Origin of the sequence: Streptomyces guryensis (assembly GCF_021261325.1) — a bacterium.
GTDB lineage: Bacteria > Actinomycetota > Actinomycetes > Streptomycetales > Streptomycetaceae > Streptomyces > Streptomyces guryensis.
In genome coordinates, this window is the sequence record NZ_JAJSBI010000006.1 from 375732 (window position 1) to 399861 (window position 24130).

Here is a 24130-nt window from a genome sequence, read left to right on the forward strand (position 1 = left end):
ACAGGCGTTCAGCGGTAGCCGGCGGCGGTGATGTTGGCTTGCACCGCGTTGTCGGTGGCGTCGGAGGGGTAGCCCGCGACCATGGCTCCCTCGTAGAAGGTGCCGGCGCTCTGGTTCGCGCCGCCGCCGGGCTTGCAGCAGTCGCCGCCGCTGCCCAGGACGATGGCCCCTTGTTTCTTCATGGGGCTGTATCCGCCGGGAAGCCCGCCGTCCCACAAGGTGGTCAGGCCGCCGGACTGCGCGTTGCCGCCCTTGAGGGCGAACCTCGATGTGCCGTTGTTCTTCAGCATCGCGGTGACGAACTTGCCCGGAAACGCACGCTGGTCGGTGTTCCAGGACTGGCTGCCGCCGGAGTACAGGCCCCATTCCAGATCGGCCTGCACCCAGGGACCGCTTCCCGAGCAGCCGCCGAACCAGCACTCGGTTCCGAAGTTGATCGCGTCCATCGCTCCGGCGGCATCGGCCTTCCTGGTCGTCTCGCTGTTGCCGTAGTCGAAGCAGCAGCCGCCGTTGACGTGGGTGCCGCTGGTCACCATGTAGGCGCCTTCGGGCGCGGCGCCGGTCGGCACGCCCGTCAGGTGGCCGTCCCGCCAGTAGCTGTTGCCGGGGTTGACGTAGAGCGAGTACGCCTTGCTGCCGCCGGCCGTCAGCGACTCGGACGTCGCCTTCGCGGGGCTGCTCTGACTCGATCCCGGGACCTGGGCCGAGCCCTGGTACCACAGGTCGTTGCCGTGTCCCGACTGGTCGCGGACGACGGTGATCACGCAGGTGGTGCCCGCGCAGAACGAGTCCTGCGCCGAGGCGTCGGCGAAGCCGCCGGGCGCCAGCACGCCGATGTCCCTGGTCGCGCTGTCCGAGGCGCGCCTGACCTGGTACAGCGGGCCGTTGTACGAGCCGTAGAGCGCCCGCACCGTGCTGTGCGCGGCCACGCACGGGGTACCGCCCGCGGCGTAGAGGTCGCACGGGCCCGACCCGCTGGGCGGCGGAGGCGGTGGTGTCGACGTGGTCCACTTCTGGTTGCTCTGGCCGTTGCAGGTCCACAGGATGACCGCGGTGCCGTTGGCCGTGCCCGCCCCGCTCACGTCCAGGCAGAATCCGGAGGCGACACCGGTGACGGACCCGTCGGAGTTCTGCCGCCACACCTGGGTCGGCCGCCCGTCGCACGGACGGATGACCACGGGGGCTCCGGGTGCCGTGCGGGCGTCGTAGGCGTCCACGCACCGGGTGCCGTTCATCGTCCTCAGCTCACCCGCCGACGTGAACTCGAACGCCTGGTTGGCCTGGTCGTTGCAGTCCCAGATCTTCAGCACCGTGCCCGAGGTGTCGACGTTGCCCTTGACGTCCAGGCACCGCCCCGACGCCGAGCTCACCAGGGCGGCCGCCGACGCCGACGCCCCCCAGGTCGGCGCGGACGCCAGCAGCATGGCCAGCAGAGCCATCACGCATACGGCGGCCGACGTCGGTAAGCGTGGTGGACGAGCCGCGCGGCCGCAGGGCGGGGCGGATGAAGGCTGCATTCTGTGTCCTCGGATATGTGGGGGAAGCGGACGGAGAGCGCCATGCCTGTCCAAAGAGTTCGGAAGGGGTGTCGACCGCTCCCGTCAGCGTGCAGGTGAGCACTCACAGGGAACACTCAGACATCCCATGTCGCATAGTGATCCCACAGGCCCAACACCCTGTCAATAGACCTGACTTGGAGATTCCGAATCAGATCCATCCCATGTTTCCTCCTGGTCAGGCCGATCTGGGGGCAGGCCGAAACCCGCGTCCGGCGACGGCCGCCGTACCGGGCGCGGGTGTTCGTCAGAGGAGCAGGAAGGCGCGGGGCGCCGATCAGCTCACCTGAAGCTCCAGTGCTGGTTGGCGCCGCCGTTGGAGTCCCAGACCTGGACGGGGCTCCCGTTGGCGCTCTGCCCGGCCGGAACCTCCAGCGCCCGGCCGGAGGCCGCGTTCGTCAAGGTGTACGAACCGTCGCCGTTCCGGCTCGCCCGCCAGTGCTGGTTCGCGCCGCCGTTGGCGTCCCAGATCTCCATCCGCGTTCCGTTGCCCGTCTGGCCACCCGGCTCGTCCAGAACCCGCCCGCTGCCGACGTTGGTCAGGGTGTAGGAGCCATCGCCGTTCTGGCTCGCCCGCCACTGCTGGTTCGCGCCGCCGTTGGCATCCCAGACCTGCAGAGGCGTGCCGTTCGCGGTCTGGCCGCCCGGGACGTCCAACGCCCGGCCCGCGGCGGCGCCGGTCAGCGAGTAGACCGTCCCGGAGACGATGTCACCCGAGTTCCCCGTACCGCCGCCGCCCAGCGCGGACAGGACCGCGTCGTAGGCGGGCTTCTTGTTCCCGCTGTTGTCGAACAGCAGCGGGTTCTCCCCCGTGCGCCACGAGTCGCTGTCCCTGATCCCCCACACCGTGATACCGGTGCAGCGGGCGACGTTCATGCACGCCTTCACGGTGTTCGCGTACGCCGTCGCCGGTGCCTGCGCGATGTCCAGCTCGGTGATCTGTACGTCCACGCCGAGCGCGGCGAAGTTCGACAGTGTCGTCTGGAAGCTCGCCGGCGGCCCCCCGGTGCCGAAGTGGGACTGGAAGCCGACGCAGTCGATGGGCACACCGCGGGACTTGAAGTCGCGCACCATGTTGTAGACACCCTGGGTCTTGGCGTCCGACCAGTTCTCGATGTTGTAGTCGTTGTAGCAGAGCTTGGCCGAGGAGTCGGTGGCGCGGGCGGTGCGGAACGCCTCCTCGATGAAGCCGTTGCCCAGCACGTTCTGGAACACCGAACTGCGGTGCTGGCCGCTGCCGCCGTCGGCGAAGGCCTCGTTGACCACGTCCCAGGCGTAGATCTTGCCCTTGAAGTGGTTCATCTCAGTGGTGATGTGGTTGTTCATCACACTGCGCAGGGTGTTCGCGTCGGTGATGGAACTGACCCAACTGGGCAGTTGGGAGTGCCAGACCAGGGTGTGGCCCCGCATCCGCTGCCCGTGCGCGGTGGCGTGGTTGACGATCTGGTCGGCGGGGCCGAAGTTGAAGTTGCCGCGGGACGGTTCGGTGGTGTCCCACTTCATCTCGTTCTCCGGGGTGATCATGTTGAATTCCCGGTCGAGAATCGTGGCATACGTCGAGTCGCCGAGCTTGCCCGCGGCCACGGCCGTGCCGAAATAGCGGCCGCTGTCGGCAGCTGCCGCACCCAGCGTGCCCGAGGCCGCATGGGCGGCAAGGTTCGCCGGGCCGGCCAGAGCCAGGACCGTACCGGCTGCCAGTCCGGTGGCAAGGGAGAGAGCCCTACGCAGACGGGGCTCTTCATTGAGCCATGACATGAAGGATCGATCTCCTTGTGTGTGGGGGGATGAGACACCGACCACCAGTCGGTGCCGCGGTCGATTCGGATCACGGAGCCGAGGTGACCGGCAGCGCGGTCCACTGCTGGTTGGCTCCGCCGTTGCAGTCCCACAGGATCAGTTGCGTACCGTCGGTGGCGGACGCACCGGGGTCGTCGAGGCAGCGGCCGGAGACCGGGTTGCGGTAACCGCCGTTGTACGCCTGCCATTGCTGGTTGCTGCCGCCGTTGCAGTCCCAGATCTCGATCTTGGTCCCGTTGGCGGTACCACCGCCCGTGGCGTCGAGGCACTTCCCGAGCGCCCGCAAGGTGCCGTCCGAGCGCGCGGACCACGACTGCGCGTCGGCGCCGTTGCAGGACCAGATCTGCACGGCGGTCCCGTTGGCGCTGTTGCCGCCGTTGACGTCCAGGCACTTCCCCGCGACCCCGGAGTGCACCGGCCCGCCCACGGAGACCGGCGGCTTGATCCAGCCTGCCGCGTCGGCGGCCTGCACACCGGCGTGGAAGGCGTCCGCCATCTTGCGGAAGCCGTTGTCGTTGGGGTGGAGGGCGTCGGAGAGGTCCGCGCTGGTCAGCGCGCTCATGTCCACCAGGCGTACGTGTTTGCCGGCGGCCTGTTCGGCCTGGACGATGCCGGGGATCTTGGCGTTGAACGCGGGCCGGCTGGCCTCCTCGGTACCGCTGGTGGAGACGATCACCGTGCCGACCAGGACGGTCGCGTCTGGGGCGTCGCGGGTGATCTGGTCGATGAGCGCGTGCAGCCGGTCGGGGGCGGTCGGCACCTGGTAGTTGCCGTTCAGGTCGTTGGTGCCGATCTCCAGGGTGACCACGTTGGGGCGGTAACGGGCCAGCACGTCGTCCGCGATGCCGGCGATCTGGTCGATCCGCCAGCCGGAGTGCCCTTCGTTGTCCGGGTCGGACATGGTGCCGTTGCGACCCGAACCAACGAAGTCCAAGGCGTGCCCCTCGGCCGCCAGTTGGTTCCCCAGGAAGTCGCGGTAGCTGTTCCCGGACGGGCTGCCGACGCCCCAGGTGATCGAGTCGCCCAACGGCATCAGCCGCAGGGCGGTGGGCGCGGCGGCCCGTACGGCGGAGGCCGGTGACCCGGTGCCGGTGGCCGCCGCCGCGGGCACCGCGGTGCCGGTGCCGACCGCGGCCGCCAGCGCGACGGCCAGGAGCGGCGAGTACTTCTTCATATGCGTTCCTCACTGGGTGCGGGACAGTGGGTGGGGGTGAAGGAGCGGGTGAGCCGGTCAGCGGGGGGTGAAGTCCTGGTTGCTGCCCGCCGTGTTCTTGCAGGGCCATTGGTCGAACTGCTGACCGGGGTTGCCGGCGCCGCCGTAGACGTCCAGGCACAGGCCGCTGTTCTGGTTCTGGAAGGAGTACGAGCCGTCGGGCTGCTGTACCGGCAGCCACAGACCGCCGGCCGCTGCGCTCGGGGCCTGCTGCACGATGTCGGGCGTGCCGGCGGCCGTGGAAGCGCCGGACACCGCCACGACCAGCCCGGAGTTCTGCGCCTGCAACCGGCCGTAGCCGCCCGAGGCCGGCACGAACTGGAACTGCTGGTTGCCCTGTCCGTTGCAGGTCCACTGGTCGATCGCGGCGCCGGCGCTGCTGGATCTGCCGTACACGTCCAGGCACAGGCTGTCGCTGCCGATCACCAGCTGGTGGTAGCCGCTGGGGAAGCCGCCGCCACCGCCGCCACCCGAGGACTGGACGCCCGCCTGCTGGATGACCTGCTGCGCGCCCTGCGGCCAGTTGGTGCCGCTGACCTGGACGTTGCCGGTGAGGACGTTGTTGTGCGGAGGACCGGTGGCCACGTAGGTGTTGCCGCCGTTGTACCAGTTGCCGGAGAACGTGCTGTCGTCGGTGTGGTTGTTCGCGTTGGCGTTGGTGAGCGCCCAGTTGCCGGCGTCCTGCACCACGTTGTGCGACAGCGTCAGATACCGGGAGCCCTCGTCGAGGTACAGCGCGGTGGTGTGGTTGTTGTCGTACATGTAGTTGTCGGAGATCACCGATCCGGGGCTCGCGGACAGGCTGTAGATGCTGCCGCCGTCGAACATCGCGTTCTTGGTGTCGAAGACCAGGTTGTGGGAGACGGTGTTGTTCTTCAGCGTCGTGGCGGTGCTGTAGATGGGCTGGTAGTTGTACGTGCCCCGGTTGACGTAGTCCTGGCTGCCGCCCGGGTCGTTCATGCCCCAGCCCCAGCCGATGTCGATCCCGTCGTAGGGGAGGTGGTCGCACTGGTTGTGGGTGATCGTCGCGTTGGTGACGTACGTGGACAGGATTCCCGCGGTCTCCTTGTAGTCGGTGCCCACCCCGCTGACCTTGTTGTTGCCGATGGTGATGTTCTGGTTGGTCATCTGCGGGTTGCCGGGGTGGTGTGCGTCCGGCTGGATCCCGCCGACCTGGATGCCGCTGCCGGCGATGTCGGTGAACGTGCTGCCGGTGATGGTCACGCCGTCCGCGCCGAGTCCGGTGCCGGAGGCCGTGGCGACGCCGTCGTTGCCCATGCCCAGTCCGGCCTGCCCGAGTTCGGAGAACGTGTCGCCGGAGAAGGTGATGCCGGTGGCGGCGGAGACCTGGACGGCCGCGGGCATCTGCGCCCAGTGGTTGCGGGTGGCCTCGAACTGCGTGCACCCCGACTTGCAGGTGCTCAGCCAGTCGGCGGGCATCGCGTAGGCACCGGTGATGTGCGCGCCGCTCTGCTGGTCCGCGTAGCCGTCGGGTCCGCTCGGGCCGAGCCAGGAGGTTCCCGTGAACCGGATGCCGGCGAAGCTCAGTCCGGCCGCCGGTGAGCCGTAGCTGCCGCTTATGCCGAGCAGGCTCTGCAGGCGGGGCAGTTCGACGTCGAGGCTGTTCGGGCTCTGCCCGGACTGGGCCCGGTAGTACAGGTCGCCGGTGGACGCGTCGAGATACCACTGTCCGGCCTGCTGCAGGAACGCATAGTTGTTCTCCAGGTACATCGTCCCGCCGGCGAACGGCGCGTTGATGGTGTCGTAGCCCCAGGAGTTGTTGTTCCAGGCGGGCTGCTGCATGGCGATGGTCCTGCCGCTGATCGACTGGACCGGCGCGTAGCGGTCGGTGAAGGAGTTGATGCTCTCGACTTCCATGTGGTTCTGGTCCGAGAGTCCGGCCAGGTAGTCGAGGGAGGAGTCGGTGACGGTCAGGCCGGTCTGGGTGAAGGTGAAGCCGGAGCGGGGCACCTGGATCGCCGCCCGTGCCGCCTCCCTGCCGTTCACGTACAACTGGCGTGTGTTCACACCGGTGCCGACGTGGGCAGACCAGATGCTCTTTCCCTGATCATGCACCTGCCAACCCGTGACTTGCTGGGCACCGGACACGACCGGCTGCTGCCCGGACACGGCCTGGTACGTGATGGTGTGGCCGTTCTGGCCGCCGTCGCCGGAGCCGAAGCTCAGTGGCTTGGACAGCCGGTAGGTGCCACCGGCCAGATGGACGACGACGTTCGAGTCGGCCGAGAGCCGGTGCGCCGGCTGCTGCGCCTGGTCGATCGTGGCGAACGGCCGCCCGGCGGTGCCGTCCCCACCGGGAGCCGCGTCCGGCGCCACATACAGCTCGGCGGCAGCCGCTTCACGTTCTACCGGTACGGCGTACGCGGCCCCCGCGGTGGCCGGGCTGCCGGCCAGACAAGCGAGCAGAGCTACGGGGGCGGCCCACAGGCCGCGGAGCCCTCTGGCTCTGGACATGGTCATCCTCCGGTGCTGACGCGTGTGTCGGTCCGCGGCCGGTGGCGAGCCGGCCACGGACCCGTGCCGTTCAGATCAGTTGAGATTCCACTGCTGGTTGGATCCGCCGTTGCACGGCCACAGTTCCGCCAGGGCACCGTCGGCGGTGGAGGCGGCGGTGACGTCGAGGCAGAGCCCGGACTGGACGCCCGTGACGGTGCCGTCGGAGTTCACCTGCCACTGCTGGTTGGCACCGCCGTTGCACGGCCACGTCACCACCTTGGTGCCGGCGGACGTCTGGTTGTTGTAGGCGTCCAGGCACATCTGGCTGCTGCCGCTGTAGACGGTCAGCTGGCCCGAGGACGTTCGGGTCCAGGTCTGGTTGGCGGCGCCGCTGCAGTCCCAGATCTGCAGCTGCGTACCGGCCGTGGTGGACGAGTTGGGCACGTCCAGGCACTTGCCCGCGCCCACCGCATGCAGCGCGCCGGTGCTCGGCCCGCCCCCGGAGGAATTGCTGTATCCGGCCGCGGTGATGTTTGCCTGGACGGCGTTCTCGGTGGCGTCCGACGGGTAGCCGGAGGTCATCACGCCCTCGTAGAACGTGCCTTGGGCGCCCTTGCTGTTGTCACCGCCGGTGCCCAGGATGATGGCCCCCTGCTTGCGCATCGGGTTGTAGCCCGAGACGTTGGGGCGCGCACCGTCGTAGAAGGTGGACAGGCCACCGGACTGCGCGTTGCCGCCGCGGATCGCCCAGTGGTTCGCCCCGCCCTTGATGATGGCGGTCGTGTACCGGTAGTTGATCGTCGGGTCGCCCGCGTTGTAGTGCTGGTTGACTCCGGAGAACAGGCCGTTCTCCAGGTCGGCCATGATCCATGGGCCGTTGCCCGAACCGTAGCCCCACACCTTGATGTTGCCGAAGTAGATGGCCTCCATGGTGCCGTTGCCGTCGTCGTTGCTGTCCGTCTCGGCGTTGCCGTAGTCGAAGCAGCAGCCGCCGTTGTAGTGCGTGCCGTCGAAGATCGCGTACATGCCCTCGGGGCTGTCCCCGGTCGCGATGCCGTTCGTGTGGTTGTTGCGGTAACCCGTGCCGGGCGCCACGAAGACTCCGTAGGCCTTGTGGCCTGCCACCGTGGTGGGCGCGGCGGTCGCGTTCGCCAGGTTGTCGGGGCCGCCCGCGGCACCGCCGCCGGGCGCCTGGGTGAGGTTGTTGCCGCGGCCGGACTGGTCGTAGATGACCGTGATGAGGCAGGTCGTCCCCGAGCAGAACGAGTCCTGGGCGGCGGCGTCGGCGTACCCGCCCGCACTCAGGACGCCGATGTTCCTGGTGGTGTTGTCCGAGGCGCGCCGCACCTGGTAGAGCGGCCCGTTGTACGAGGCGTACAACGCTCGCGTCGTGCTGTGCGCCGCCACGCAGGGTGTACCGCCTGCCGCGTAGATGTCGCACGGACCGGACGTGGCGGCCCGTGCCGTGCCGGCCGTGGCGCCGGCCAGAGCTCCGGCGACGAGCGCGGTCGCGGCCGCTGCCCGGGCGACCGTCTTCCAACGAGTGCGGTCCGAGCGGGCCGGCGAAGGCACCTCTGCCCGAGGCGGCATGTCGTCCGGCATGCCACGCTGCCGTACCGCTGCGCACAAGCGCTGGACGCCACCGCGCCCGAACAGCGGGTGGCGTCTTGTACGTGTGGTTCCCATCGGATCTCCCTACCGTGCCGGCGCCACCCGGTCGGGTCGTGGCGCTGACGGATGCCGAAGCGCTCGAACGTGCCGCATTGCAGTGGGATTGCAGAGAGGTTTCGCGGTGAGACGGGGCTCCCGGTGCCGTGGGGCTGTCAAGGGCACTGGGCTCCCTGCTGTGAACGTTGTTGCGGAATCGATTCGACTGCTGATTCGCGTGGTGCGCAAGCCGTCTGCGCCCTCGAAAAGTTGCGGTGCCGCGGCAGGCGGAGAACGGCGCGACCCCCTGCCGCACGGACGCTGAGGGGAGGCTAGTGTGAGGCCCGGGTCCTCCGTAGATTCCACGATCATGCCGGTGGCCAGCAATGCAGCTGGCAGACCGGGCCGCGGAGAGCCGGTTCACAGGGCAGCGGCCGAAGCTGCCGGGCTTCGATCCGCGCGTCGGTGACGCGGTCGCCTCGCGGCAGTTTCTTGAGCACACACACAGCCCGTCGCAGCTTCCCGTCGAAGCGCTTGCGTCGAACCGATTCGCTTGACGCCTCCGGTGCTGCGTACGCCCCGGACGTATGCCGATGCCAGCAGTTGGGCGCCGAACCAGCGGACTGATGCCACGGCATTCGACTGGCCGACGACGTTCGGCGGCGCCTGCAGGAATGTCTGCCGACCGACCGGCACCCGGTGCTCGGGGCCGGACGTCGCAGCGGTTCCGCAGTGCACCCCCTACCGGCTGAGCGCCCCCAGCGGATCGTCCAGCACCGGCTGCCAGGCCAACTCGGCGGCGCCGACGAGGCTGTTGTGGTCGAGGGTGCAGGCGAGGATGGGAACGCCGCCGCTCTGGCCCCACAGGCTGCGGTCGGCGACGACGGCGCGGAGGCGCTCGGGGTCGGCGTCGAGGAGGGTGCGGTGCAGGCCGCCGAGGATGATGCGGTCGGGGTTGAGGATGTTGACGAGGCCCGCGAGTCCGAGGCCGAGACGGTCGATGAGTGCCTCGGCGGCCATGCGGATGGCGGGGTCGTGGTAGTGGTGGCGGATCAGCTCGTTGGCCTGCCGGAGGAGGTTGACCTCGGGGCCGGGGCCCCGGCCCGCGGCGGTGAGGAGGGCCAGCGGGTCGGCCTCGACGTCGAGGCAGCCGCGGCTGCCGCAGTGGCAGGGGCGGCCCTCGGGGTTGACGGTGAGGTGGCCGACTTCCAGGGCCAGGCCCGAACTGCCGGTGTGCAGGCGCCCGTCCAGGACCAGCGCACCGCCGACGCCCCGGTGCCCGGTGGCCACGCACAGCAGGTCCCGGGCGCCGCGGCCCGCGCCGTGCCGGTGCTCCGCGAGGGCGGCGAGGTTGACGTCGTTGCCGGCGAAGGCGGGTCCGGTGATGCCTGCCGCGCGGACGCACTCCGCGAAGATCCGGCGGACCGGCGCGCCGACGGGCCAGGCCAGGTGCAGGGGGTTGAGGGCGAGCCCGTCCGGTTCGGCGACCGCGGAGGGTACGGCGAGTCCGGCGCCGACGCAGCGCCGCCCCGTCGAGCGCAGCAGTTCGGCGCCCGCCTCCACGACGGAGCCGAGGACCTTCGCGGGGTCGGCGTCGACGGTCTCACAGCCCGGCGCGGTGGCGACGATGCGGCCGCCCAGGCCGACCAGCGCCGCCCGGAACCCGTCGGCGTGCACCTGTGCCGCGAGGACGACCGGGCCGTCCTCGGCGACCGCGAGCCGGTGCGAGGGCCTGCCCTGCGAGCCGGCCTCCGCGCCGGGCCGGGCGTCGACCCGGATCAGCCCGAGCGCCTCCAGTTCGGTGGCGACCGCTCCGGCCGTGGCCCGGGTGACGCCGAGCTCGGCGGTGAGCACCGCCCTCGTGGGCGCTCGCCCTGTGTGCACGAGCTCCAACGCGGGTCCGAGCGCACCGCGCCCCCGGTCCAACCGCGTTCTCGAGGTGGTCCCTTCCCCCGTCGGCCGGGGGTCCGCCTTGCCGCTCATGAGGGCGAGTCTCCCATGATCCGCAGTGACGCCGGGCTACCGGCCGCTGGCCCGAAGCGTGATGTTCAGCCGTCCTGTCAGCCTCGAACCCTGGAGGCCCGGTGCCCGCGGACGGCTCGGCGTCCACGGCCCCCATCCCGCCCGAAGCGCCCGCCCGACCAGCTCTGAGCTGCGGCTCGGCTAGCCTTGACGCACGATGAACGACCGTATGACGACGCCGTGGGGCGAGCTCGCGCTGGCCCGTTTCCCCGAGGACCCGCGCGAGAGGCTGCGTGCCTGGGACGCCTCTGACGAGTACCTGCTCAGGCACCTGGCGGCAGAGAAGGTCCCGCTGTCCGGCACGGTCGTGGTCCTCGGTGACCGCTGGGGCGCCCTGGTCAGCGCGCTCGCGGCGCACCGGCCCGTGCAGATCACCGACTCGTTCCTGGCCCAGGAGGCCACCCGGGCGAACCTGGCCCGGGCGGGCGTCGGGACCGGTGCCGTACGGCTGCTGACCACGCAGGATCCGCCGCCCGACCGGGTCGACGTCCTCCTGGTCAGGGTGCCCAAGAGCCTTGCGCTCCTGGAGGACCAGTTGCTGCGGCTGGCGCCCGCGGTGCACGCGGGAACAATCGTCGTCGGCACCGGGATGGTGAAGGAGATCCACACCTCGACGCTGCAGCTGTTCGAGCGGATCCTGGGGCCGACCCGCACCTCGCTGGCCGAGCGGAAGGCGCGGTTGATCTTCTGCACGCCCGACTCCGCACTGCAGCGACCCGCGAACCCCTGGCCGTACAGCTACGCGCTGCCCGACGGTATCGGCCCGGTCTCGGGGCGGACCGTGGTCAACCACGCGGGCGTGTTCTGCGCGGACCGCCTCGACATCGGCACCCGGTTCTTCCTGCAGCACCTGCCGGCCGCGCTCGGCGGCCTGCGGGTGATGGACCTGGGCTGCGGCAACGGCGTGGTGGGTACGGCGGTGGCCTTGGCCGGTCCATCGGCCGAGGTGTTGTTCGTGGACGAGTCGTTCCAGGCCGTGGCCTCGGCGGAGGCGACGTACAAGGCCAACGGGGTGCCGGGGCACGCGGAGTTCCGGGTCGGTGACGGGCTGACGGGGGTGCCGGACGGGAGTGTCGATCTCGTCCTCAGCAATCCGCCGTTCCACTCGCACCAGGCGACGACCGACACGACGGCGTGGCGGATGTTCAGCGGGGCGCGGCGCGTGCTGCGTCCCGGCGGCGAGATGTGGGTGGTCGGCAACCGGCACCTGGGCTACCACGTGAAGTTGCGCAAGGTGTTCGGCAACAGTCAACTGGTCGCCAGTGACCCGAAGTTCGTGGTGCTGAAGGCCGTCAGGAAGTGATCAGGCGGCGGGCCGGCCCACCGTCCGGATGATCCCGGTCACCGCCCGCATCATCGCCTCCCTCCCCACGCTCAGGTACTTGCGCGAGTCGACCGCCTCGGGATGCGCGGCGAGAAAGTCGCGGATCGCGCCTGTCATGGCGATGTTGAGGGCCGTGCCGACGTTCACCTTGGCGATGCCGCCCGCGACCGCCGCGGCGAGTTCGTGGTCCGGCACCCCGGAGGAGCCGTGCAGGACGAGCGGCACGTCCAGGGAGGCGGACAGCCGTTTGAGGAGGTCGTGGTCGAGGGTGGCGGTGCGGGTGGTCATGGCGTGGGTGCTGCCGATGGCGACGGCGAGGGCGTTCACGCCGGAGTCGCAGACGAAGGCGCGCGCCGCAGCGGGGTCGGTGCGGGCTCCGGGCGCGTGGGCGTCCAGCGGGGGCTCGCCCGACTTGCCGCCGACCTGTCCCAACTCCGCCTCGATCCACAGCCCTTGGGCGTGAGCCCAGTCGACGGCGGCTCTGGTCCCGGCGAGGTTCTGGTCGTAGGGCAGCCGGGCCGCGTCGTACATCACGGAGCTGAATCCGGCGTCCGCGGCCTGGCGCAGCAGGTCGTCGCTCTGGACGTGGTCGAGGTGCAGTGCGACGGGCACCGAGGCGCGTTCGGCGGCGACGACGGCCGCGCGGGCGAGCGGGAGCAGCCGTCCGTAGCGGAACTTCACAGCGTTCTCGCTGACTTGGAGGACGACGGGAGCCTCGGCGGACTCGGCGCCGGCGACGACGGCCTCGACGTGTTCGAGGGTGATGATGTTGAAGGCGGCGACGGCGGAGTGCTCGGCGGCGGCCTGGGTCACGAGTTCGCCGGTGGTGACGAGGGGCACGGCTTCTCCCTTCGGGCTTTTCGGGGCGCGTCAGGGGGCGAGGATCACCGAGCGGGTGAGATGGCGCGGCTGGTCCGGGTCGAGGCCGCGGGCCGCCGCGACGGCGACCGCGAGGCGCTGGGCGCGGACCAGTTCGGCGAGCGGGTCGAGGCCGCCCGCCACCCACAACCCGCCGGTGGCGCGCACCTGTTCCGGCAGGCCCTCCGGGGCTTCGCCGAGCATCCAGGTCGCCGTGCCGTGGGTGGTGATGCTGATGGGGCCGTGCCGGTACTCCATCGCCGGGTAGGCCTCGGTCCAGGCGAGTGAGGCCTCGCGCATCTTCAGCCCGGCCTCGTTGGCCAGGCCCACCGTCCAGCCCCGGCCCAGGAAGGTGAACTGCGTGCAGGCGACGAGCCCGTCGGGCAGCGCGGTGGCGAGGACGGTGCGGGCGTCGGCGACGACGGCGTCGGTGTGCAGGCCCAGCTGGGCGCGGAGCAGGGTCAGCGCGGTCGTGGCGAACCGCGTCTGCACGACGGACCGTTCGTCCGCGTAGTCGAGCACGACGAGGTCGTCGGCGGCCGCCATGACCGGCGTGTCCGGGTCGGCCGTGATCGCCGTGGTTCTCGTGCGCCCTTTCAACTCGCCCAGCAGGTCGAGGACTTCGGTGGTGGTGCCGGAGCGGGTGAGGGCCACGACACGGTCGTACGACCGGCCGTACGGAAACTCGGAGGCGGCAAAGGCGTCCGTCTCCCCCTGTCCGGCCCCCTCGCGCAGGGCGGCGGCCGCCTGCGCCATGAAGTACGAGGTACCGCACCCGACGATCGCGACCCGCTCGCCCGGCGCCGGGAGCGCCCGGCGGTACCGGTCCGCCTCCGACGCGGCCCGTATCCAGCACTCGGGCTGGCTGGTCAGCTCGTCCTCGACATGGGTCATGCCGGATCCTCCCTGATTCGATCCCTGCTCGACACGGCGATCATGATTACTTCTGCAAGATATAGCCGATTTTCGAGCAGAATCAAGCATACGAGCGTATGCGGGGTGCGCTAGGGTCGCCGGGAGATCGAGGAGCGCTCAGGAAACGGAGGGTGGGCATGTCGCGGGACGCCCGCTGGAAGGCGCTGCTGGAGCTGCTCGTCGAGCGCGGCCGGCTGGACGTCGAGGAGGCGGCCGCCGAGCTGGAGGTCTCGGCCGCGACGATCCGGCGCGACTTCGACCAGCTCGCCGAGCAGCAGATGCTCGTCCGCACCCGGGGCGGCGCGGTCGTGCACGGAGTGTCGTACGAGCTGCCGCTGCGATACAAGACGGCCCGGCACGCCTCCGAGAAGCAGCGGATCGCGAAGGCGGTGGCCGGCCTCGTCGCGCCGGGCGAGGCGGTGGGGCTGACCGGCGGCACGACCACCACCGAGGTGGCGCGTGCCCTTGCCGTGCGCGGCGATCTCACCTCCGGTTCCCCGGCACTCACCGTCGTCACCAACGCGCTCAACATCGCCAACGAGCTTGCCGTGCGCCCCCAGTTCAAGATCGTGGTGACCGGCGGGGTGGCGCGCCCGCAGTCGTACGAGCTCATCGGGCCGCTCGCGGACGGCGTACTCGGCCAGATCACCATCGATGTGTCCGTGCTCGGTGTCGTCGCCTTCGATGTCGTGCACGGCGCCGCCGCACACGACGAGGCGGAGGCCGCGATCAACCGGCTGCTGTGCGAGCGCGCCAAGCGGGTGGTCGTGGCCGCCGACTCCAGCAAGCTGGGCCGGCGGGCGTTCGCCCGGATCTGCGCGGCCGAGTCGGTGGACACCCTGGTCACCGACATGGCGGCGAGCACGGAGACGGTGCGCCGCTTCGAGGAGGCGGGGATCACGGTCGTCACGGTCTGACTCCCGACAGTGCGCCCCGGCCTCCGCGATCCCCACGCCCGGCCGGCCGATTCCGCCTAGGCTGGAAAGCGGGATGCGGGCCGGGGCAGGGAGGCTGCGATGGGCTCAGGAGCGATCGACCAGGACGTCCCGGGGGCCGCTCCCCGGTATCTGCCGATAGCCGAGCACGGTCTGATCGGCGATCTGCGCAGCGTGGCCTTGGTGGGCACCGACGGCACCGTCGACTGGTACTGCTGCCCGGCCTTCGACGCGCCGAGCGTCTTCGCGGCGATCCTGGACGCGGAGCGCGGCGGCTCCTTCGAGTTGGCGGCGTCCGTGCCGGCGAAGACGAAGCAGTTCTACTTCCCCGACACCAACGTCCTGATCACCCGGTTCTTCACCGAGGACGGCGTCGGCGAGGTGCAGGACTTCATGCCGCTCAACGGCGGGAACGTCGAGACCGAGCGGCACCGGCTGATCCGGCGGGTGGTGTGCGTGCGCGGCTCCATCCCGTTCCGCACGCGCGTTGCCCCGCGCTTCGACTACGGCACCCGGCCGCACACCCTGCGCCTGGTCGGCGAGGTCGCGGTGTTCGCATCCGAGGGGCTGTCGCTCGCGCTGACGGCGACCGTGCCACTGGAGGCCGACGGGCAGGACGCGCACGCCGACTTCAAGCTCTCCGAGGGCGAGACGGCCGTCTTCGCGCTGGACCAGGTCGGCGGCGACGTGGAGCCGCGCCGGTGCGCGAAGCTGGAGGCGGAGGAGCAGTTCGGCACCACGGTGGCGTACTGGCGGCGCTGGCTGTCGGCGTCCAAGTACCGTGGCCGCTGGCGGGAGATGGTGCACCGCTCCGCCCTCACCCTGAAGCTGCTCACCTACGCGCCCACCGGCGCGATCGTGGCCGCGCCGACCACCAGCCTGCCCGAGCAGCTGGGCGGCGAACGCAACTGGGACTACCGGTACGTCTGGGTGCGTGACGCGGCCTTCGCCGTCTACGCGCTGCTGCGGCTCGGCTTCACGGAAGAGGCCGAGGCGTTCATGAAGTTCCTGACCCGGCACGTCAGCCCGTGCTCCGACGGGGACTTGGCGCCCCTGCAGATCATGTACGGCATCGACGGCCGCACCGACCTCACCGAACTCGAACTCGACCACCTGGAAGGGCATCGGGGCTCCGCGCCGGTACGGATCGGCAACGCGGCCGCCGACCAGCTCCAGCTGGACATCTACGGTGCGCTGATCGACTCGATCTACCTCTACGACAAGTGGGCCAAGCCCATCTCCAGCGCCCAGTGGGACGACGTGTGCGCCCTGGTGGACTGGGTGTGCGAGCACTGGGACCAGCCCGACGAGGGCATCTGGGAGACCCGCGGCGGCCGCAAGAACTTCCTGTACTCGCGTCTGATGTGCTGGGTGGCGATCGAGCGGGCCATCCGCATGGCCAACCGGCGGGGCCTGCCCGCCGACCTGACCCGCTGGCGCGAGCGCCGCGACACGATCTACCGGCGCATCATGAAGCGGGGCTGGTCCGAGACCCGGCAGGCCTTCGTCCAGCACGAGGACGGCGACGACGTACTCGACGCGGCCGTCCTGATGATGCCGCTGACGAAGTTCATCGCCCCCACCGACCCCAAGTGGCTGTCCACCCTGGACGCGCTCACCCACGACCTGGTGTCCGACTCCCTCGTCTACCGCTACGACCCGATGGCCAGCCCCGACGGCCTGCGCGGCGACGAGGGCACCTTCTCCATCTGCTCGTTCTGGTACGTCGAGGCCATGGTCCACGCCGGCCGCATCGACGAGGCACGCCTGGCCTTCGAGAAGATGCTCACCTACGCCAACCATCTCGGCCTGTACGCCGAGGAGATCAGCCACACCGGCGAGCAACAGGGCAACTTCCCCCAGGCGTTCACGCATCTCGCGCTCATCAGCGCGGCCTTCAACCTGGACAAGGCCCTGGGCTGAGGGTGTTGCTGAGGACACCGTGATTCCGGTCCTCAGGCCCAGGGACGGCGGGCCTCACTACCGGAAGGATCCATCACGTCGGCAACCGGACCGGCACGGAATCCACCTCGCGGACTCGGGGGAACACCCATGACCGAAACCTTCGCCAGGCGTCTGACGGGCGTCGCCGGCATCGCCGCCGCGGCCTCGCTCATCGTCGAAATACCCCTGTACTTCATCTACTCGGGCCCGCCGCCGGACGCGAACGTGCTCGCCCGGCTGCTGCTCGGAATCGTCGCCCTCGCGTGCCTGGTGGTGTTCGTGACGGCCTTCCGTGAACTGGTCAGGCGCACGCATCCCGCCTACGAGTGGGCGGGCTCGATCGCCTCCGCCACGGGGCTGGTCTATGCGACGATCATCCTGGTCTCCATGGGACTGGAGGGCGGCGCGGTCATCGCCACCGACCATCCGATCGATCCGACCATCACGGTCAGCGGCACGTACATCCTCTACGGGTCGATCTCCCGGCTGATGCTGGGCCTCTTCCTCGCGACGGTCGGCCACGTCGTCGCACGCACCGACGTGCTGCCCCGCTGGATCGGCCGCTCGGCCCACGTCCTGGCCGCGATCAACCTGGCCTTCGTACCCTCCCTGTTCTTCGGCAACACCCCCGCGCACTTCTACGCCGCGAACGGCTGGGGCACGACCGCTCTGATGGGGGCGATCTTCAGCTACTGGCTGCTGGCCGTGGGCATCTCCACCTACCGAAGCTCCACGCGTCTGCGCAGCTCCGTCGCCGCGTAGCCTCACGAGCCGATCACCGGGACCTCACGACTGGAGCCTCGATGACGAGCCTCGACGGCATACCCGGCCCCGCTGCGGAGGAACTCGACACGCCGCCCGCACTCACGCTCTCCCGAGTGCGGTTGGGTGCCGGTGGGCCCCTCGGGAGTGTGCGCATCGCGGCCGGCCGGGTCGTCGCCGTCGAGGTGGGGGGGGGAGGGGGACCTCCGCGGCCCGGGGCTCGACATGGACGGGCGGACCGTGCTGCCGGGCCTGTGGGACGCCCATGTGCACGCGCTCGACGCGTTCGCGGACGCCGGCTGCCGGGGGCGCATCGAGCACGCCCAGTTGCTGACGGCCGCCGATGTGCCGCGCTTCGCCGAGCTGGGCGTCATCGCCGGGGTGCAGCCCACGCATGCCACCGACGACCGCGATGTGGCGGACCGGCACTGGACCGGGCGCACCGGGCGCGCCTTCGCCTACGGCGACCTGCTGGCGTCCGGCGCCCGGCTGGAGTTCGGCTCCGACGCTCCCGTCTCGCCCCTCGACCCCTGGCTGGGCATCGCGGCAGCCGTGCACCGGACGGACGACGGGCGGCCCGCCTGGCATCCGGAGCAGCGGGTCCCGGTAGCGGCGGCCCTCGCCGCGTCGGCGCGGGGGCGTGCGCAGCTCCGGGCCGGTGACGCGGCCGACCTGGTGGTCGTCGACGTTGATCCGTCGGAGGCGGATACGCGCACGCTGCAGGAGATGCCGGTGCACGCCACCATGCTGGGCGGGCGCTGGACTCACGGCCCCCACTGACGTCCGGCGCGAAGCCCTCACGTTTCCCCCGGAAAACTGGCCAGAACCGCAACCTTTCAGCCAGCCTGTATGTCTCATCAAATACCAGTACGAAACAGGCTTCGGGGGACGTGATGAGACGAAGCAGAGCAACACGCAGCAGAACCGCATGGGCAGCGCTCATGCTCCTGGGCACCGCAATGGGAGCGACCGCGATCCCGGCCGACGCCGCCACGGTCACCACCGCGCGGACCGTCACCTGCCCCACCGGCTGGGGCAGCCAGGCCAAGACACGCGCGGCATCCACGACGAAGCCGGTGCAGAACATCAGGACCGGCCGGCACGCCTGCTACGACCGGATGGTCATCGACATCCCCGGCGCGGGCCGGAGCAGCCTCGGCTACTCCGTCAGGTACGTCAGCCACCTCTACCAGGACGGATCCGGCCGGCTCATACCCGTCGGCGGCGGCGCCGTCCTCGAGGTACGGGTGCATGCGCCCAGCTACGACCCCGGCACCGGGGCACCCACCTATCCCGCACGGGCGGGCCGCCCGCTGCCGGGCGTCGACCTGACCGGGTACCGCGCCTTCAGGGACACCCGGTTCGCCGGCAGCTTCGAGGGCGACACCCAGCTCGGCCTCGGCGTCCGGGCCCGGCTGCCGTTCCGCGTGCAGCGGCTGGACGGCCACGTGGTCGTGGACGTGGCCCACACCTGGACCGGCAAACCCTGAGATCCGGTGGCCGCGGCCAGTAGAGGACTCGCAAGGACGTCGGTCCGGAAAGGAATGTGGAGTGCGCCTTGATCGCGGCCGCTCAGTCGTCCGCGATCAGCTCCACCGGTGTGGCGATGACGTCCACGAGGGCGTCTCCGCGCGGTGCGGTCAGGGCCAGTGGGCGCCCTATGGCGTCCTCCAGCATCAGCCGCTGCAGGGCCTGTGCGCTGGAAACCGGATCGCCGTGGGCGGTGATCAGCAGGTCGCCGTCCCGCAGCCCGGCGCGGGCGGCGGGGGAAGCGGGCACGACCTCGACGATCCGCAGGCCCGTGCGCCGGCCGGTGCGGGCCCGCGGCAGTGGCGGAAGCGGCGCGGGAATGCCGGCGAGGCCGAGATGGGCGCGGCGGACTCTGCCCTCGGAGAGCAGGGTCGCGATGATCTGGCGGCTGGTGCCGTTCACCGGGACGGCAAGGCCCAGGCCGACGTCGGCGATGGCGGTGTTGATGCCGACGACCCTGCCGTCGGCCGTGGCGAGGGCCCCGCCCGAGCTGCCGGGGTGCAGGGTCGCGTCGGTCTGGACGACGTCGTCGATGACGCGGGTCGCCCGGCCCCCGCTCGCCGGCAGCGACCGGCCCAGCGCGCTGACCACACCGGCGGTGACGCTGCCGGTCAGCCCCAGCGAGTTGCCGGCCTCCCCCAGGAACCGGCCTCTGGAGCGGCGGTGCGCGACGTTCAGAGCCGCCACCTTCTGCGTGAGTTCGGCGGCGACGGCGGTGACGATCCGCGAGTAGGAGTCGAGCGCGGCCTGCTCGTGACGGGAGCGGTCGGGCTCGGAAAGTGTCTCGGCCACGAGTCGGACTTTCCGCTGGCCCAAGGGCGTGCATTACATGCTTACACCCTTGCTCGGGCAGGCGGACCCGACTTCGCTGCGGGCTGACTCCCGGGGCTGTTCAGCGTGTGCGGGGCCCCGCGGCGCCGGAGTCCGTCCGTCTCGATGTGCGCAGGGTGCCGACCGTCTTCAGCAGCCGGTCGGCGGGTGCCCGCAGCTCGGGATGGGCGTTGACCGTGTTCCGTAGGCCCCGCACGGGTCTCCGCCACAGCCGGTGGGCCGCCGCGACCGGGTGAGGGCGGCTGGCGAACCCTTCCGCCACCCGCAGCTCGCGGGTCTTGAGCCAGTCCTTGTACTCCTTGTCGCCGCGCCCCAGGTCCATGAGCGTCACCCCGTGCCGGGCCGCCGCCTCGGCCGTGCGCAGATGCATCATCAGTCCGGGCGAGTAGTAGTGGAGGTCGGGGTCGTACGCGGTGAACCAGGCGGCCAGCACGGGGCGCGATCTGGGCCCGAAGTGCGCCGCCACCGGCCGGTCGCCCGCGTACAGCACCGAGAGCACGCCGGTGAAGTGCTCCTCGCGGACCTGGAAGAGATGGTCCACCAGGTCGACGATCCACGGCCGCGAGAAGCGGTCCATCCGGCCCGTCCTGCGGTACTGGGCGGACTTCCACTGCATGAGCCGGCGCAGCATCCGCGGATCACGCTCGTCGAACTCGAACCGCACCTCGCCCACGTCGCGCCCGAGGCGTCGTTCCTTCTTCAGCGTCGTCTTGGCCAGCCCCGGGTACGCCCCGCGCAGCCATGGCGCATAGCCGCTCTCGTCGGGCTTGAGATCGACGACCGGGGAGGCGAACATCCCCGTGACATGCCGCCCGAACGGCTTCTGTTCCGCCACGAGGTGGTCGAACTCGAAGATGGACAGCCCGCAGGCTCTCAGCAGGTCCTGGGCGTCCCAGGTGACTCCGGGGCGGTGCACCAGCGCCTGGCAGTCGGAGAGGCCGAGTCCGACGGCCCGGCCGACGCCGAAGGCGTTTCGCTCGTACGGGAGGAAGCCGACCGGCGCCCCGTCCTCACGCAGGACGGCGATCCGGGTGCCGGAGCGGTATCTGCCGATTCCGAGCGCGAACTCCGGAGCCAGGAAGGGATTGGTGTACTCGGGGGACTCGTCCATCGCCGCGTGCCACGCCGTGCGCAGCGAGGTGCTCAGTTCGTCGACTCTGTGGATCGTGACGTCCACGTCAGATCATCCGCCCTTCCACAGGCTCCGCGAGGGACGACCCGGCCGCAGCGCAGGCCGGTAGAGCGTGTGGGCCCCTGATCACTGATCGCATCCGCGACCGCTCCCCCCGTGACGTCCCCCCGCGGCGCAATGTCCGCGTCCTATCACGTTCTTTGAGTATCAGCCGGTTCCCGGCCGTGTACACGGTCGTTCCGCGGTTGACCCCAGCTTCCGAACTGTCCGCCGAGGATCAAACGTCGCGAAACAGTACGCATGTTGTCAAGAGTGCCTGCCGCACCAAAAGACCGCGAGGGGCAACGCGCACATTTCACGCCGCCATCATGTGCGGGCGGTTTCGCCGGGCCGAGGTCCAACCAGCGTCGTGCGGTGGCCCCGAACCGACCCGAGTGAGGTTGCGATGTCCGCACGACACACCCTCGCCGCCCTGGCGCTGGCTCCGGTGCTCGCCTTCCCGGCGGCGGCTCGTGCGACGACGTACGACGACTCCGGCATGCCGCCCCGGAGGGCGCACTTCGACCTGCAGGCCCACCGTGGCGGCATCGGGATGACGACCGAGGAGTCCCTGGAGGGATTCGGCAAGGCGATGCGTCTCGGGGTGTCCACCCTGGAGCTGGACACCCAGATCACCAAGGACGAGAAGGTCGTCGTCAACCACGACCGGCAGGTCAGCGCCGAGAAGTGCCGTGACACCGCACCCGTCACGCCGGGGGACCCGATGTATCCGTACGTCGGGAAGTACATCAAGGACCTGACGCCGGCCCAGATCAAGACCATGGACTGCGGCTACCGGCAGCTGCCCGGGTTCCCGGAGCAGGAGGTGGTGAGGGGATTCCGGATGGTCGAGCTCAAGGATGTCCTGAACCTGGTCAGGAGCTATCGCGCCAAGCGGCTCAAGCTGAACATCGAGACCAAGGCTGAGGCGGGCGCCCCCGAACAGACCGCGCCGCGCGCACTGTTCGTGCGCCGGGTCTTCGAGGAGATCCACCGCTCCGGCATCGAGCGCCAGGTCACCATCGAGTCCTTCGACTGGGGCGCCCTGAGGGCGATGCACAAGCTGGCCCCCAAGTGGCCCCTCGTCGCGCTGACGAACTACGACTTCCTCCAGGTCGGCCAACCGGGTGCCTCCCCGTGGCTCGGCGGGATCGACGCCGACGACTACGGCGGCGACTTCGTGAAGGCGGCCGCCACCATCCCCGGCGTCAGTGCCCTCTCCCTCAACTACGGCTTCCCGCAGACCGGCAAGGTCGGCGACCCGGGCTTCCGCTTCTACTCCGACCGGACGATGGTCGAGGAGGCCCACGCACGGGGCCTGAAGGTCATCCCGTGGAGCTGCGACGATCCGGCCACCGTGGAAGCCCTGATGGACATGGGCGTCGACGGCGTCATCACCAACTACCCGAACCACGTCCGGCAGATCATGGCCGACCGGGGCATGCGCCTGCCCACGCCGTACGAGCACCATTGACACAGGCACGACGACGGCACTGCCCGCCTCCTGGGCCAAGGCGTGCACGTGATCTACGTCTCAACAGGTGAACCGCAGTGCGGCGAACACGGTCACAGCAGGTGACGTAGCCATCGAGTGCCCGGGGCGGATGATCCGTGCCGGCGCATAAGGACACCCCCCACTGTGCCCAACACCCAGCAGGACACCCCCACTTCGCTGCACCCCGGGCCCTCCATACCGGCGCCGGTCACGCCTCCCCCGCGCGACCGGCACCCCCGTCCCCCCGGCCGCCGCGATCCCCACCTCCTGGCGGCCGCCCTGTTCGCGGCGTACGCGACCCTGTCCGTCCTCCGGTACCAGCATCTGGCGACCCGGTCCTGGGACCTCGGCATCTTCGAGCAGGCGGTCCGCGCGTACGCCCATCTGGAGGCGCCGGTCGTCGATCTGAAGGGCCCGGGGTTCAACATCCTCGGCGACCACTTCAGCCCGGTCATCGCCCTGCTCGCCCCGGTCTACCGGCTCTTCCCCTCCCCTGTCACGCTGCTCCTCGCCCAGGCCGCCCTCTTCGCCCTGTCGGCCGTGCCGGTGACCCGTGCGGCCGCCGGGCTGCTGGGGCGGGCCCGCGGGCTCGTCCTCGGGGTCGCGTACGGCCTGTCCTGGGGCGTCCAGCGGGCCGTCGACTTCGACTTCCACGAGGTCTGCTTCGCCGTGCCCCTGATCGCCTTCAGCCTGGAGGCGCTGCTGGCCGGCCGACGGAGGGCCGCGCTGTTGTGGGCGTTGCCGCTGGTGCTGGTCAAGGAGGACCTCGGTCTGACGGTGGCGGCCATCGCGCTGGTCGTCGCCCTGCGCTCCCGCCGCTCCTCCCCGCGCACACTCCTGTACGCCCTCGCGGTGGTGGTCCTGGGCATCGCCGCCACCCTCGTCACTCTCACCGTCGCCATCCCCTCCTTCAGCACCACCGGCGACTACGACTACTGGACCAAGGTCGACAGCGGCTTCTCCCTCTTCGACGGCGCGGACGTCAAACTCCGCACACTGGCCTGGCTGTTGATCCCCACCAGCGGTCTGCTCGCCCTGCGTTCACCCCTGTTCGCCGTGGCCCTCCCCACCCTGGGCTGGCGCTTCTACTCCGCCGACGACCACTACTGGGGCACCGACTGGCACTACAGCGCGGTCCTGATGCCGGTCGTCGCGCTGGCCCTGGTCGACGCGCTCACGCTCGTCCGCGTGAGCCCCCGGCCCTGGCTGCGTTCGTACGCCCGGCACGTGCCCGCGGCCGTCGCCGGAGCCGCACTGGCACTCACGACCACCCTCCCGCTGTCCACGCTGACGGACACCGCCACCTACGACACCCCCGAGGGCGTCCCCCGCATCGAACGCGCCCTGGGCCGCATCCCGGACGGCGCGACCGTCGAGGCCGACATCGGCCCCATCAGCCGTCTCACCTCCCGCTGCCGCGTCTTCTGGATCGGCGACACCGGTGGCATCACCCCCGACTACATCGCGCTGAACAACACCGGCAACTGGGCCGGCGACGTCCAGGCGTACGCCCACCGGCTCCACCCGAACGCCCGTTACACGATCGACGACGCCGCCTACGGTTACGTGGTCCTCAAGCGCAGGTCGTGATCAGCCGGCGCCGGACGTCATTGACAAGCCGGATCCACAAGGTTGTCATGTACGCATGCTGCGATGCCCTGCGCCCTTCCGCA

The 24130-nt window shown here is 70.5% G+C and carries 17 protein-coding genes and 1 pseudogene; 8 read left to right on the top strand and 10 right to left on the bottom strand.

Features of this window, described 5'->3' with window-relative positions:
• Window positions 1-8: 8 nt before the first annotated feature.
• The 6 genes and pseudogenes from LJ657_RS15635 to LJ657_RS15660 form a co-directional block, all read right to left on the bottom strand.
• Window positions 9-1439 (bottom strand): arabinofuranosidase catalytic domain-containing protein, encoded by a 1431-nt coding sequence (locus LJ657_RS15635; protein ID WP_232649201.1) that lies wholly within the window; start codon window positions 1437-1439, stop codon window positions 9-11.
• 402 nt (window positions 1440-1841) lie between these two features.
• Window positions 1842-3311 (bottom strand): annotated as a pseudogene (locus tag LJ657_RS15640) (glycoside hydrolase family 10 protein); the annotation flags it as partial.
• A gap of 70 nt (window positions 3312-3381) precedes the next feature.
• A complete protein-coding gene (locus tag LJ657_RS15645; RefSeq protein WP_232649202.1) occupies window positions 3382-4527 on the bottom strand; it encodes an SGNH/GDSL hydrolase family protein in 1146 nt (381 codons plus the stop codon).
• A gap of 57 nt (window positions 4528-4584) precedes the next feature.
• Window positions 4585-7041, bottom strand: a complete 2457-nt coding sequence (locus tag LJ657_RS15650) for an RICIN domain-containing protein (protein ID WP_232649203.1) — start codon at window positions 7039-7041, stop codon at window positions 4585-4587.
• Window positions 7042-7116: 75 nt separating this feature from the next.
• Window positions 7117-8709 (bottom strand): arabinofuranosidase catalytic domain-containing protein, encoded by a 1593-nt coding sequence (locus LJ657_RS15655; RefSeq protein WP_372487919.1) that lies wholly within the window; start codon window positions 8707-8709, stop codon window positions 7117-7119.
• Window positions 8710-9411: 702 nt separating this feature from the next.
• Window positions 9412-10653 carry an ROK family protein gene (locus LJ657_RS15660; RefSeq protein WP_232649204.1) on the bottom strand — a complete coding sequence of 414 codons (1242 nt, stop codon included), beginning with the start codon at window positions 10651-10653 and terminating at the stop codon, window positions 9412-9414.
• A gap of 208 nt (window positions 10654-10861) precedes the next feature.
• Between LJ657_RS15660 and LJ657_RS15665 the strand changes: the two genes are divergently transcribed.
• A complete protein-coding gene (locus LJ657_RS15665) occupies window positions 10862-11995 on the top strand; it encodes a methyltransferase (protein WP_232649205.1) in 1134 nt (377 codons plus the stop codon).
• On the opposite strand, the gene LJ657_RS15670 is transcribed toward LJ657_RS15665, so the two are convergent.
• Together LJ657_RS15670 and LJ657_RS15675 are read right to left on the bottom strand one after the other, a co-directional pair.
• On the bottom strand, window positions 11996-12856 hold the full coding sequence (locus LJ657_RS15670; RefSeq protein WP_232649206.1) for a class II fructose-bisphosphate aldolase: 861 nt from the start codon (window positions 12854-12856) through the stop codon (window positions 11996-11998).
• Between the two features lie 30 nt (window positions 12857-12886).
• Window positions 12887-13768 (bottom strand): SIS domain-containing protein, encoded by an 882-nt coding sequence (locus LJ657_RS15675; protein ID WP_232649207.1) that lies wholly within the window; start codon window positions 13766-13768, stop codon window positions 12887-12889.
• A 158-nt stretch (window positions 13769-13926) separates the two neighbouring features.
• Between LJ657_RS15675 and LJ657_RS15680 the strand changes: the two genes are divergently transcribed.
• The 5 genes from LJ657_RS15680 (at window position 13927) to LJ657_RS15700 (ending at window position 18920) form a co-directional block, all read left to right on the top strand.
• Window positions 13927-14706, top strand: a complete 780-nt coding sequence (locus tag LJ657_RS15680) for a DeoR/GlpR family DNA-binding transcription regulator (protein WP_232649208.1) — start codon at window positions 13927-13929, stop codon at window positions 14704-14706.
• Between the two features lie 99 nt (window positions 14707-14805).
• A complete protein-coding gene (locus LJ657_RS15685; RefSeq protein WP_232649209.1) occupies window positions 14806-16647 on the top strand; it encodes a glycoside hydrolase family 15 protein in 1842 nt (613 codons plus the stop codon).
• Window positions 16648-16776: 129 nt separating this feature from the next.
• Entirely contained in the window at window positions 16777-17430 is a 654-nt protein-coding gene (locus LJ657_RS15690; protein ID WP_232649210.1) for a hypothetical protein, read from the top strand.
• A gap of 225 nt (window positions 17431-17655) precedes the next feature.
• Window positions 17656-18210 (top strand): amidohydrolase family protein, encoded by a 555-nt coding sequence (locus LJ657_RS15695; RefSeq protein WP_372487920.1) that lies wholly within the window; start codon window positions 17656-17658, stop codon window positions 18208-18210.
• A gap of 113 nt (window positions 18211-18323) precedes the next feature.
• The gene (locus LJ657_RS15700) at window positions 18324-18920 is read left to right on the top strand and encodes an AMIN-like domain-containing (lipo)protein (RefSeq protein ID WP_443735557.1); all 597 of its coding nucleotides are present in this window, start codon (window positions 18324-18326) and stop codon (window positions 18918-18920) included.
• A gap of 82 nt (window positions 18921-19002) precedes the next feature.
• Here LJ657_RS15700 and LJ657_RS15705 read toward each other — a convergent pair whose 3' ends face one another.
• On the bottom strand, window positions 19003-19752 hold the full coding sequence (locus LJ657_RS15705; protein ID WP_232649212.1) for a S1C family serine protease: 750 nt from the start codon (window positions 19750-19752) through the stop codon (window positions 19003-19005).
• A 100-nt stretch (window positions 19753-19852) separates the two neighbouring features.
• Entirely contained in the window at window positions 19853-20968 is a 1116-nt protein-coding gene (locus LJ657_RS15710) for a GNAT family N-acetyltransferase (protein ID WP_232649213.1), read from the bottom strand.
• 400 nt (window positions 20969-21368) lie between these two features.
• On the opposite strand from LJ657_RS15710, the gene LJ657_RS15715 reads away from it, so the two are divergent.
• Window positions 21369-22436 carry a glycerophosphodiester phosphodiesterase family protein gene (locus LJ657_RS15715; protein ID WP_232649214.1) on the top strand — a complete coding sequence of 356 codons (1068 nt, stop codon included), beginning with the start codon at window positions 21369-21371 and terminating at the stop codon, window positions 22434-22436.
• Window positions 22437-22601: 165 nt separating this feature from the next.
• Entirely contained in the window at window positions 22602-24047 is a 1446-nt protein-coding gene (locus tag LJ657_RS15720) for a DUF2079 domain-containing protein (RefSeq protein ID WP_372487921.1), read from the top strand.
• The last annotated feature ends 83 nt before the right edge of the window (window positions 24048-24130 follow it).